Annotated in this window: 5 protein-coding genes; 3 read left to right on the top strand and 2 right to left on the bottom strand. The window is 54.1% G+C overall.

What is annotated here, in order from left to right; genetic code table 11:
• The first annotated feature begins 133 nt into the window (after positions 1–133).
• The gene (locus tag LPB67_RS09530) at positions 134–859 is read left to right on the top strand and encodes a Crp/Fnr family transcriptional regulator (protein ID WP_262836910.1); all 726 of its coding nucleotides are present in this window, start codon (positions 134–136) and stop codon (positions 857–859) included.
• Positions 860–1,165: 306 nt separating this feature from the next.
• Here the strand turns inward: LPB67_RS09530 and LPB67_RS09525 are convergent, their stop codons facing one another.
• The gene (locus LPB67_RS09525) at positions 1,166–1,351 is read right to left on the bottom strand and encodes a CsbD family protein (protein WP_262836909.1); all 186 of its coding nucleotides are present in this window, start codon (positions 1,349–1,351) and stop codon (positions 1,166–1,168) included.
• 511 nt (positions 1,352–1,862) lie between these two features.
• On the opposite strand from LPB67_RS09525, the gene LPB67_RS09520 reads away from it, so the two are divergent.
• On the top strand, positions 1,863–10,709 hold the full coding sequence (locus LPB67_RS09520) for a glycoside hydrolase family 94 protein (protein ID WP_262836908.1): 8,847 nt from the start codon (positions 1,863–1,865) through the stop codon (positions 10,707–10,709).
• A gap of 93 nt (positions 10,710–10,802) precedes the next feature.
• Here LPB67_RS09520 and LPB67_RS09515 read toward each other — a convergent pair whose 3' ends face one another.
• Positions 10,803–11,666, bottom strand: a complete 864-nt coding sequence (locus LPB67_RS09515; RefSeq protein ID WP_262837400.1) for a YihY/virulence factor BrkB family protein — start codon at positions 11,664–11,666, stop codon at positions 10,803–10,805.
• Positions 11,667–12,032: 366 nt separating this feature from the next.
• Between LPB67_RS09515 and LPB67_RS09510 the strand changes: the two genes are divergently transcribed.
• A complete protein-coding gene (locus LPB67_RS09510; protein WP_262836907.1) occupies positions 12,033–12,605 on the top strand; it encodes a BON domain-containing protein in 573 nt (190 codons plus the stop codon).
• The last annotated feature ends 102 nt before the right edge of the window (positions 12,606–12,707 follow it).

Here is a 12,707-nt window from a genome sequence, read left to right as displayed (position 1 = left end):
CTTTGCGTTTTGATTTCTTATTGCGTACTTAGTTCGTCATCGTACATACATATCAATCCACAGTAAGTATCCTGAATTTATATTGAGTGAGCCTCAACGAAAATCGTTGTGCGCAACTTATCAGGAGAATTTGATGAACAGGCTGGTCCGACCACCGTCCTCCAATACGCTATTTGCCCGCTTGTCGCAGTTGGGCCTGAATGAACTGATCTTCGATCAGGACCGGATCGCCCTGATAGCCGGGCAGGTACTTCATGATGCCGGGGAAGAAATTACCACGGTCTATTTTCCGGAAGACAGCCTGGTTTGTTTGTCTGACCAGTCGAATCCCAACTCAAGCCATGAATTAGGATTGGTGGGCAGAGACGGCCTGGTGGGCGTGACGGCAATGCCAGGCAACAACGGCAGCCACCATACCAGTCACCTGAGAGCGATCGTACAAAAATCGGGTAACGCGATCAAAATCAGCGCAGTGCTTCTACAGCTAGAAATTCAGAAGAATCCGAAAATCCAATTAGCGCTGTTTGAATACATCAATCAATTTTTAGCCCAGACCATACAGATCGCGGCCTGTAGCAAATTCCATCTGCTGGAAGCCCGCCTGGCAAGATATTTATTGACGACCAGGGATCATTTGAATTCAACGCAATTCCATCTAACGCATGAGTTTATTGCCAGCTCCCTCGGGGTACGCCGGGTCGGCGTCACCAAAGCGGCAGTCGCTTTGCAGCGCCAAGGCCTGATCAGGTATTCGAGGGGTGAGATCCAGATTCTGGATGAACCGGGATTAGAGGCGGTGTCTTGCGAATGCTACCGGATTCTGCGCGAGATCAGCGGTGTTCGCTGTCACCAGCATTGAGACGGGATTCACGCACAACGATCAGTTGTTAGTCGCAGTGCGAATTGAATTCGTAGGCTGGATGCGGCTTCCAAAGGCATTTCCGGCCAGCAGGCGCACCCGGCGTGCGGTTTCGTTTTGGAAGCTGTTTTATGCATCGACAACCGTAGCGCGGATTACGCTGGAATTTTTCCGCTGTGTCGATTTTACTGCGGTGAGATGTACTGGTTTTCGGCAGGGTATTGCGTCCACCAGGATTAGGTGCGAAAAAATAAGGTCTGCCAAAATTCAAGTCGAGAGGTTTGGATCTTGGCAGACCCTAAGGTGCTAATGTTTCTTAATCGCATCCTTGATGATTTCTTTCGCGTCCCCTATTTTTTTCTCTGCTTTCCCATGCGCCTGTTTTAACTGGCCTTTCACTTCCTGTTCACGATTGCCGACCAGTTTGCCGGCACGTTCTTGAATCTTACCGGACATATCTTTAGCAACACCTTTGATTTGGTCTTTGTTCATAATCTTTTCCTTAGATGAAAGACAGATTGCAAATACCACCTTCAAGATCAGCCGAATCACACCACATCCTACTTAAACAATATTCGGTGTGTATCAACTGGCACCAATGCAAACAATCTTGCATTGCGGCACCGAAGATGAACTGCGCTAAGCGTCAGCACAGTGAGATTATGAGCACTGCAAAATATGGTCTGTACGATAACGTACGTTATCAAAATAAGTTGTGGTCAGCGCATTTCATTTGATTGTGGCTACAGACGATACGGATGGCTTTTTCTCGCCTGCATCGGTCATGCTGTGTGCGTTGACGCACCGAGTAATTACTGTCTCTCGTCTATAACAGGGTATCGCCGGATTACTCGCCTGATCAGGTCAAAGAGTGCGCGTGAATTCAGCAGAACAGCACCGGATACCCTATCAATGTCGACCTTGCGCGGCTGATCGTAGGCAGTCGCTTACGGTTCCCGATTTATTCGGGTAGTTACGCAGAGTCCTTCAACGTTAAAGCGCCATGATAAAAATAAGCAGTGCATCCCGATCTTATTCAGATGATGAGCAGCAGCTACCGCCACTAAAATCCGAATTATTTAGTGTGGCGCAAATGGAGATGCACGGCCGGGTGCTGGCGGGCCGGCATAAGATTGGTATCGATAAATCAGCCGATCAGTTGTTGCCCCGGCTGGCGGCAAATGAAGTCGCATTGATCGATGCGTGTGCCGCGCTGACCGCCGCCTTGCGGGAGAATCGTCAGATTACGCCGGCAGCCGAATGGCTGCTCGATAATTTCTATTTAATCGAAGAACAGATCCGTATTGCAAAACAACATTTGCCGAAAGGCTATAGCAAGGAATTGCCGCGCCTGACAAACGGTCCGTCAACCGGCAAGCCGCGAGTATATGACATCGCCTTAGAAACCATCTCGCATGGCGATGGCCGGGTAGATCCGGAGGGCCTGAGCCGTTTTGTGACTGCCTACCAGCAAATCACCGTGCTGCGCCTGGGTGAGTTGTGGGCCATTCCTATCATGCTGCGCCTGGCCCTGATCGAAAACTTGCGGCGCGTCGCGACGCGGATTGCAACCGGTCGTATACACCGCAATCTGGCGAATGCCTGGGCTGACGAATTAATTGATGCTGCCGATAAAGAGCCGGGAAACCTGATTTTGCTGGTAGCAGATATGGCACGCGCCGAGCCACTATTGGATAGCTCGTTCGTCGCCGAAGTGGCCCGTCGCCTGCAAGGACAAAGTCCGGCGTTGACGTTGCCGCTGACCTGGGTCGCGCAACGCCTGTCCGAAACCGGTGTGACAATTGAGCAGTTAGTGCAGCTAGAGACCCAGCAGCAGGCGGCGGACCAGGTTTCTATCAGCAATAGCATCGGTAGTCTTCGATTTTTAGGCGCGATGGATTGGCGTGATTTTGTCGAGACCATGAGTTATGTCGAGCAGGTATTACGACGCGACCATACCGCCATCTACAGCAATATGGATTTTGCTACCAGAGATCGCTACCGTCATGTCATAGAAAATCTGGCGAAACATGCGGCGCTCACCGAAGTCGAGGTGGCGGAGCAGGCATTGTTGCTGTCAACACCGCACCGCGAAACTATTGAAGCTGACCGGCAAACCGATGCTGCGGGCGGCTTATTTACTGGGCCGCCCAGCGCTGATGCCGCTGCGCCTGTTCAGCCCAGGACAGCGCATATCGGGTATTTCCTGATCGGCCAGGGATTGCCCGCATTGGAGCAAGCGATCGATGTCCGGTACGGGTTTTTTAAAAAAATAATCAAAAAAAACAAACACGCCTTACCCGATTTTTATCTGAGCGCGATTTTTGCGTTGACCGCTTTATTCACTCTTGTTGTGCTTAAAAAATCGTACGACGACGGATTGCGCGATCTGCTTTTGGCGGTGTCCGGCATCTTGGCTTTTTTTGCCGGCAGTCAGCTGGCGCTGGCCCTGGTCAATTGGTTTGCCACCTTAATGGCCACACCGAATCCCTTGCCGCGCATGGATTTTTCATCGGGTATTCCGGCTACGGCTCGCAGCATCGTGGTCGTGCCGACCATGTTGCTGCATGAGCAGACCATAGACAGCCTGATTGAGGCATTGGAAGTAAGATTTTTAGCGAATCGCGACCCCAATTTATTTTTTTGTTTGCTCACCGATTTTGCCGATGCGGCGACCGAGACCACTCCCGCGGATCGGGCCCTGATCGATTTAGCCGCAGCGGCGATTACCCAACTGAACCGGACTTACGGCAATGATGCCCATAGTCCGTTCTTTCTGATGCATCGTCCGCGACGCTGGAATCCGCAAGAAAAATCCTGGATGGGTTATGAACGCAAACGCGGCAAATTATCCGATTTGAATGCTTTTTTGCGCGGCAGCACGCAGCCCTTATTTTCCCATATTGTCGGCAACATCGCCTTGCTGTCGGACATTAAATATGTCATCACCCTGGATTCTGACACCCAATTACCGCGCGATTCTGCCCGGCTGTTCATTGCGACGATTGCGCATCCCCTGAACCAGGCTGTGTACGATGAAAACAGGCAGCGGGTGATTGAAGGCTATGGCATTTTACAACCGCGTGTTGTGTCCAGCCTGCCGACTGCCAATGCCTCATGGTATGAAAAACTCTGCGGCGGAGAAGCGGGCATCGATCCCTATACACGCTCCGTTTCCGATGTGTATCAGGATCTGTTTCAGGAGGGGTCATTTATCGGTAAAGGCATCTATGATATTGATGCTTTTGAGCTGGCATTAAATGCGCAGCTACCGGAAAACCGTATCCTGAGTCACGATTTACTTGAGGGATGCTATGCACGCTCCGGTTTGATCAGCGATATCCAGTTGCATGAGGAATATCCGTCACGCTATAGCGCAGATGTCAGTCGCCGCCACCGCTGGATCCGTGGGGACTGGCAGATCCTCAGCTGGTTGTTGCCAAAGATTCCCGCGGTAGAAAAAAGTGCGGCGGGTTCAATGCCTGTTTCAGGCAGCAGTCCATCGACCAGGACGCGCCCGCGTAAGCGCATTAACCCCTTATCGATGCTGTCGCGCTGGAAAATTCTAGATAATTTACGGCGCAGCCTGATCTCCCCTGTATTGATCCTGTTACTGCTGTTTGCGTGGTTTTGCTTGCCTTCGGCCTGGGTCGGCAGCGCCGCCGTTCTGATTATCCTGTTTCTTCCTTCGCTGGCAGCGTCTTTGTGGGGACTCGCGAATAAATCGCGGGAGGTACTGGTCAGTCAACATCTGCTGGTCGCGCTACGCAGCACCGAGCGACACCTGATGCAGGTGGTGCTGAATTTAGCGTTTCTTCCGTATGAAGCCTGGTATAGCCTGGATGCGATCGTCCGCACGCTGTGGCGCATGACGATTTCTCATCAGCGCATGCTGGAGTGGAAACCGTCCAGCGAAGCGAATCAACAAATGGATAGCGGCCTGATGCAGTCCGTGCGCAGTATGTGGCGTGCGCCGTTTTTTGCGCTGGGTTTGCTGGCCGCCCTGTTTTTTATTCGTCCCTCTGCATTGCCGGTCGCCTTCCCGTTCTTATTGCTGTGGCTGGTTTCGCCGGTCATTGCATGGTGGGTCAGTCGGCCTGTGGATAAAAAAACCTCGGAGCTGCGCCCCGAGCATCTGGTTTTTTTACATCGTTTGGCGCGTAAAACCTGGGCCTTCTTCGATACCTATGTTGGTCCGCAAGATCATTGGCTGCCGCCCGATAATATGCAGGAACATCCGGTCGCGGTGGTGGCGCACCGAACCTCCCCGACCAACATCGGCCTGGCATTATTGGCCAATTTATCTGCCTATGATTTTGCCTATATCCCGATGAGTCAATTGCTGTACCGTACCGACAAAACCTTGGCGAGCATGGCCTTGCTTGAGCGTTATCAAGGGCATTTCTATAACTGGTACGACACGACCACGCTGCAGCCCTTGCATCCCATGTATGTGTCGACGGTAGATAGCGGCAATCTGGCCGGGCATCTGATGACCTTGAAGGTAGGTCTGCTGCAGCTAGCGGATCAGCCCATCGTATCGCCCGCGGTATTTCAGGGACTTGCGCATACTTTTCAGGTATTGCTGGACGCTGCGGACGTGCATCCTTCCAAAGAAATGCAGGCTTTCCACCAGTATTTAGACGATGCTTGTACCGGTTCGCCAAATAGCCTGTATGCCGCTATTGCGAATCTCGATTTATTGGAGCGTAAGGCCCTCGATCTTCTGGATCAGATCGAGCGGCAGAGCGGGTTGGCCGCCGATAGCGCGATAGCGCCGGAGAAAAAACAGCAGCAGGTAAGGTGGGCCCATGCACTGGTGCGCCAGTGTGCCGACACACGGGATGATTTGCTGTTTCTGGCGCCTTGGCTCACTGAGCCGCAATTGATGCCGGTGTGTAGCGACATTGCGGCATTGACGAGGATCCCGACCTTGAGCGAGTTAGCCAGATTCGATGTAGAGATACCGCCCGTGATCGCCCGCATGACGGGCTACGGTACGACGCAAGCTGGTGATCCGGCGGTATGGGCGCGACTCGCAGAGGTGGTGGCAAAAGCCAGCTTGCGCGCTACCGAGCGTATCGCCCAGATTCAGCAACTGGCACTCCGGTCGGTTGAGTTCGCCCGCATGGAATACGGCTTTCTTTATGAGCCAACCACGCACTTGTTAGCCATCGGCTATAACGTGACGGATCGTCGGCTGGACACGGGTTGTTACGATTTGCTGGCATCTGAGGCGCGCTTGTGCAGCTTTGTCGCCATCGCGCAGGGACAATTGCCGCAGGAGACCTGGTTTGCTCTGGGACGTCAACTGACTCTGGCGGGCGGCGAGCCTATTTTATTGTCATGGAGCGGCTCCATGTTTGAGTATCTGATGCCGTTATTGGTGATGCCGAATTATGACGATACCTTGCTTGACCAAACCTATAAATCGGTGGTGCAGCGTCAGATCGAATACGGTGCGCAACGCGCTGTGCCATGGGGCATTTCCGAATCCGGCTATCACGCATTCGATGCCAGCCTGAATTATCAATACCGCGCCTTCGGGGTTCCCGGGCTTGGCTTGAAACGTGGCCTGGGAGACGATCTGGTGGTGGCGCCTTATGCCTCCATGCTGGCCTTGATGGTGGCGCCGGAGCAGGCCTGCGAGAACTTGCAACGCCTGGCGAACGAAGGTGTTGAAGGCGACTTCGGTATGTATGAGGCGATTGATTACACCCCATCGCGGCTGCCGCGCGGACAGACCCAGGCCTTGATCCGGTCATATATGGCACATCATCAGGGCATGAGCTTATTGTCGCTCGCCTATGTGTTGTCAGACCGTCCTATGCAAAGGCGCTTCGAGTCCGATCCCTTGTTCCAGGCGACGCTGCTACTGCTCAAAGAGCGGATTCCAAAACCGAGCGCGTTTTATTCGAATACCACCGAGCTGGCGGATATCCGCTCTGCCGCCGGTGAGCAGGAGATGCCGATGCGCATCATCACCAAAACGGATCTGCGGATACCGGAAGTTCAACTGCTATCCAACGGCCGCTATCATATGATGGTGACCAATAATGGCGGCAGCTACAGCCGCTGGCGCGATCTGGCGATCACACGCTGGCGCGAGGATAGCACCTGCGATAACTGGGGCAGTTTTTGCTACGTACGCGATTTGTTGGACGGCAGCTTCTGGTCTGCTGCCCATCAACCTACTTTAAAACCATCCAAAGCGTACGAAGTCATTTTTTCTGAAGGGCGGGCAGAATTCCGGCGGCGCGATAACGGCCTTGATACCTACACCACGATCGTCGTCTCGCCGGAAGACGATATCGAGTTGCGGCGCACGCGCATCACGAATCGCTCACGGATTGCCAAGACCATCGATGTGACCAGCTATGCCGAGGTCGTCCTGGCACCGGCGGCGGCAGATACCATGCATCCGGCATTTAGCAATCTGTTCGTACAAACCGAAATCTTGCCGCAGGAGAGTGCGATTCTCTGCAGTCGTCGTCCGCGCTCTGAGAATGACTTTACGCCGTCGATGTTCCATCTGATGGTGGTGCATGGCGCGCAGAGCCAGGCCAGTTCTTATGAAACCGACCGCATGGCGTTTATCGGCCGCGGCAATACAGCCCGAGCGCCGCTGGCAATGACGGATAAAACCCTGTCCGGCAATCAGGGGTCGGTGCTGGATCCTATCGTGGCGATCCGCCATCAGATCACGCTGGCGCCGGAACAGACCGTCATCATCGATATGGTGACGGGGGTAGCGGAAACCCGGGCCCAGGTGCTTGGCCTGATTGATAAATACCAGGATATGCATTTGGCGGACCGGGTATTTGAGCTGGCATGGACGCACAGCCATGTGGTGTTGCGCCAGTTGAATGCCAGTGAGGCCGACGCGCAGTTATATGGCCGGCTGGCCAATTCCGTGATTTATTCGAATGCCTTGCTACGGGCCGAGGCCAGCATCCTGGTTAAAAATCGGCGCGGTCAATCGGGTCTGTGGAGTTATGCAATTTCCGGCGACTTGCCGATAGTCTTGCTACAGATCAGCGCCGCCGAGAATATTGAATTGGTCCGTCAGATGGTACAGGCGCACGCGTATTGGCGCATGAAAGGCCTGGCGGTTGATCTGGTGATCTGGAATGAGGACAGGGCGGGTTACCGGCAAATTTTGCAAGAACAGATCATGGGCCTGGTTGCCTCCGGGATTGAGGCGCACGCAATGGAGCGACCCGGCGGGATTTTTGTCCGGCTGGCAGACCAGATACCGAATGAGGACAGGATCCTGCTGCAATCCGTGGCAAGGGCTATTTTGTCCGATGCCCGGGGTACTTTGGCTGAACAGATTAACCGCCGCGGACAGGTCGAAGTGCGTATGCCCTTGCTGACACTCAGCAAACAGCCGGCAGCGCTTTTCGCTCCTTTTGCATCGTCGATTGCCCGCAACGACCTGCTCTTGTTTAACGGTATCGGCGGATTTTCGCCGGATGGACGCGAGTATGTGATCAACACGTCGGCAGAAAAGACCACCCCGGCACCGTGGGTCAATGTGCTGGCCAATGCGCATTTTGGCACGGTGATTTCTGAAAGCGGACAATCCTATACCTGGGGTGAAAATGCGCATGAATTCCGTTTAACGCCATGGTCTAACGATCCGGTATCGGATGCGGGCGGCGAGGTATTTTATTTGCGCGATGAAGAAAGCGGTCATTTCTGGTCGCCGACGCCCTTGCCCAGTTGCGGTCAGGGCGCCTATGTCACCCGTCACGGCTTTGGCTACAGCGTGTTCGAACATATAGAAGATGGCATCAAGTCGGAACTCACGGTGTATGTCGCGCTGGATGATGCCATTAAATTTTCCGTGCTCAAAGTGCGGAATGATTCCGGCGCTACCCGCCTGTTATCGGCGACCGGCTACGTCGAGTGGGTGTTAGGCGATGTACGGCAAAAATCAGTCATGCATATCGTGACCGAAGCCGATCCGGCGACCGGCGCGATCTTTGCCAGAAATTCCTATAACGCCGAATTTTGCGACCGCACCGCTTTCTTTTATTCCGATGGAATGGCGCTGAGCATGAGCGGCGATCGTACCGAATTTATCGGCCGTAACGGTAGCCTGCAACATCCCGCCGCGATGAGCCGTACCCGCTTGTCCGGCAAGCTGGGCGCGGGTTTAGATCCCTGCGCTGCGATCCAGATTCCATTTGACCTGGCCGACGGCGAACAGCGTGAAATGATCTTTATGCTGGGTACCGCCGGGCAACGCAGCGCCGATGTCAGCAACCTGATACGGCGCTACCGCGGAACGATGGCAGCAGGCGAGGCGCTCGCAGCCGTCAAGCAATACTGGAATACCGCCTTGGGTGCGGTGCAGGTAGAAACCCCCGATATCTCTCTCAACATCCTCAGCAATGGCTGGCTGATGTACCAGACGCTTGCTTGCCGCTTATGGGGACGCAGCGGCTTTTATCAATCGGGCGGCGCTTTCGGATTCCGTGATCAATTGCAGGATGTGATGGCGCTGATCCATACGCAACCGCAGCTCGCGCGTGAACATCTGGTGTTGTGTGCGGCTCATCAATTTGTGGAGGGCGATGTGCAGCACTGGTGGCATCCGCCGACCAATCGCGGCGTACGCACGCATTGTTCGGATGATTATTTATGGCTACCGCTGGCGACTTGCCGATATGTGACGAGCACACACGACTACCAGATCCTGGATGAAAAAATCACGTTTCTTGAGGGACGCCAGGTTAATTTCGACGAAGATTCCTATTACGATTTGCCCGGTCAATCGAACGAAACCGCAACCCTGTACCAGCATTGTGCGCGCGCCATAGCGCATGGCTTGCGCTATGGCGTACACGGCCTGCCCTTGATCGGTTCCTGCGACTGGAACGATGGCATGGATAAAGTCGGCTCTGAAGGCAAGGGTGAAAGTGTCTGGCTGGCTTTCTTCTTGTACCAGGTGCTGATGCGTTTCTCAGAACTGGCGGCGCAGCGCGATGATCCGGTATTTTCAGAACGTTGCCGGCTCGAAGCGACGACCCTACAGCGCAATATCGAGCAGCATGCCTGGGATGGCGGCTGGTACCGGCGCGCCTATTTCGATGACGGCACGCCTTTGGGCTCCGCCAGCAATGAAGAATGTCAGATCGATTCAATTTCGCAAAGCTGGGCGGTGTTGTCAGGGGCCGGTGATGCTGTCCGTGCACGCACGGCGATGCTGGCAGTCGATCAGCGCCTGGTGCGCCGTAAGGACGCGCTGGTACAGTTGCTCGATCCACCGTTTGATCATTCCGACCAGAATCCCGGTTACATCCGGGGCTATGTACCAGGGGTGAGGGAAAACGGCGGGCAATATACGCATGCGGCGATCTGGACTGCCATGGCATTTGCAAAATTAGGCGACAGCCAGCGCGCCTGGGAATTATTCGACATGATTAATCCGCTCAATCATGCGCGCACGCCAGTCGAAGTGGCCCGCTATAAGGTCGAGCCTTATGTCGTGGCGGCGGATGTGTACGGTGTCAGTCCGCATATCGGGCGCGGCGGCTGGACCTGGTACACCGGATCGTCCGGCTGGATGTATCGCTTCATTCTGGAATCTTTATTGGGACTCACGCTGGAAGGCGATCAGCTGCGGATCCAGCCTTGCCTGTCGGCAGACTGGAATCAATTCACACTGCATTATCGTTACCGCGATACCACTTATCATATTCATGTCACGCAGACCTACGGTGAGCGGAAAGCGGTTGCGATATCGATAGACGGCGTGATACAGGCATCGCCATTACTCCAGATGGCGAACGATCTGCATGATCATCAGGTCGAGGTAGCGGTCACTGAGTTGCGGAGCTAAATGCAATCCGACATTATCGCAATGCCGGGGCCGTTAATCGTCAGAATTGTTGGCATTGACGGAGAGTTTTCGCGTCGATTTCAGCGCATGCGGTCACGGCAAGTTGCAGGTGGCTTGCCGGGTCGTGTCTTGCAAACTGCCAAACACCAGGGCATATTGGCGCGTGAATTCTGCACCCAGCAAGAAAATTTGTGCAGAGTAATACACCCATAATAAAAGAGCGATCATCGATCCTGCCGCACCGAAACTATTCGCTACGCCACTGTTGCCGATGTACAGGCCGATACCATATTTGCCGATGGAGAACAGCGCTGCCGTCCCCAGCGCGCCTACCCAGACATCGCGCCACGACAAACGTATTTGCGGCAGCATTTTAAAAATCACTGCAAACAGGGAGGCGATTACCACGAAGCTGATGAGCGACGAGATCGGTATCAGGATCAGCGCGACATTGATCTGAATGCCGCTCCAATAATGTTCCAGAAACACCAGCGCGGCACTGACGATCAAAGACACCAGCATCAGAAAAGCCAGCACCAGTATCAAGCCGAACGACAGCAATCGCGTGCGGATCAACCTCCAGATGCCCGGTTGTCGTAGTTTTGGGACTTGCCAGATTTCGTCCAGGCTCTTTTTTAATTCTGCAAATACGCTAGTGGCGCCGACCAGCAGCAATAGCGTGGCCAGCATGGTCGCCATCCGGCCTTCTTCCGGATTGCGCGCGCCGGCCAATAAAAGTTGAATCGCTTCGGCGCCGCTGCGTCCTACCAATCCTTGCAGTTGATTGAAAATTTCGCCTTGAGCCGCTTGCTGCCCATAAAAAAAACCGGCAATCGCCAGCACCAGCACCAGGATTGGCGCCATCGAAAACAAGGTGTAAAAGGCCAGCGCCGCCCCTTTGCTGGCAGCGCGGTGATGTATCCATTCCTGCACCGCCCGACCAATCACGATGCACATCAGTTTGATCGAAAACGGCAACAGAAAGACCAGGTCGCGCAGTGCGCGTGTCGCGGAGTTTAACTGCTGCAGAGGTCGTAGAAAATAGCGCGTCATAGAAAATGGGCTTGCGCATAGCGCTTGTTGTACCCGCTGGAGAAGCGGTCATGGTGGTTCGGTCAGTTGAGCATGCCTTAACTATTTTTGCCAGTAAGTACGTTAGCGCACAGAGTGCCATAGTTAAAGCGGCGATCATTACTGCAAGCTCAATCCTGGGGGGCGTTACTGACGCTCATCGCGGCGATCTGCGATCGATTGCCTGCGAAGAGGTTTAAATGTACCCGGTTTGCCTCAGTTACTTACCTAATCAAGAATGGACACACTGCGATGAGAAAATTAAATACGGGAATCTTTTTCGGTGCCGCTGGCGCCTTATTGGTGCTGCTGGCTGGCTGCAACAAGCCGACCGATATTGCAGGGCCTTCCGCGCCATCGATTACGGTCGGCACTCAGATTGACGACACGGTGGTCAGTGCCAAGGTATCGTCCGCATTGATGTCCAATGAGGATATCAAAGGTTACGACATCAAGGTGGCAGTGCGTAAAGGCGAAGTCATGTTGAGCGGCTTCGTCGATAACCAGGCGCAGATCGACAAGAGCATTGCGGTCACTCGCGCAGTCGAGGGCGTCACCAATGTCGATAACAAGTTGGTGCTCAAACCCAGTTCCAGAACCATCGGCAACAAAATTGACGATGGCGTGATCACCGCAAAAGTGAAATCGGCCCTGCTCGCCGATTCTGCCGTGAAAAGCTTTGACATCGGCGTGGTCACCAGCAAAGGCGATGTGCAGCTCAGCGGCTTTGCCGATAGCGAGACGCAGATCGTACGCGCGACTGAAGTCACCAAGGGTATTGAGGGTGTGCAAAAGGTCACTAACCAGATGAGCGTTAAAAAATAAATACGCCCGGCCTTTGCAAAAGGGCCAGGGTATTTGCCATCAGCCGGTGCCGACTTAGATGCATAGATCGGCCGGGCGGTTGATCTATGCGGCACCTGAGAT

Source organism: Undibacterium sp. Jales W-56, assembly GCF_025548535.1.
Lineage (GTDB): Bacteria > Pseudomonadota > Gammaproteobacteria > Burkholderiales > Burkholderiaceae_D > Undibacterium.
This window is presented reverse-complemented; position numbering and strand designations above follow the sequence as displayed.

What these genes read in the sequence shown, in the direction of transcription:
- LPB67_RS09530 (WP_262836910.1), top strand. Translation starts at nt 134, where the DNA reads ATGAACAGGCTGGTCCGACCACCGTCCTCCAATACGCTATTTGCCCGC.
- LPB67_RS09525 (WP_262836909.1), bottom strand. Translation starts at nt 1,351, where the DNA reads ATGAACAAAGACCAAATCAAAGGTGTTGCTAAAGATATGTCCGGTAAG.
- LPB67_RS09520 (WP_262836908.1), top strand. Translation starts at nt 1,863, where the DNA reads ATGATAAAAATAAGCAGTGCATCCCGATCTTATTCAGATGATGAGCAG.
- LPB67_RS09515 (WP_262837400.1), bottom strand. Translation starts at nt 11,666, where the DNA reads ATGTGCATCGTGATTGGTCGGGCGGTGCAGGAATGGATACATCACCGC.
- LPB67_RS09510 (WP_262836907.1), top strand. Translation starts at nt 12,033, where the DNA reads ATGAGAAAATTAAATACGGGAATCTTTTTCGGTGCCGCTGGCGCCTTA.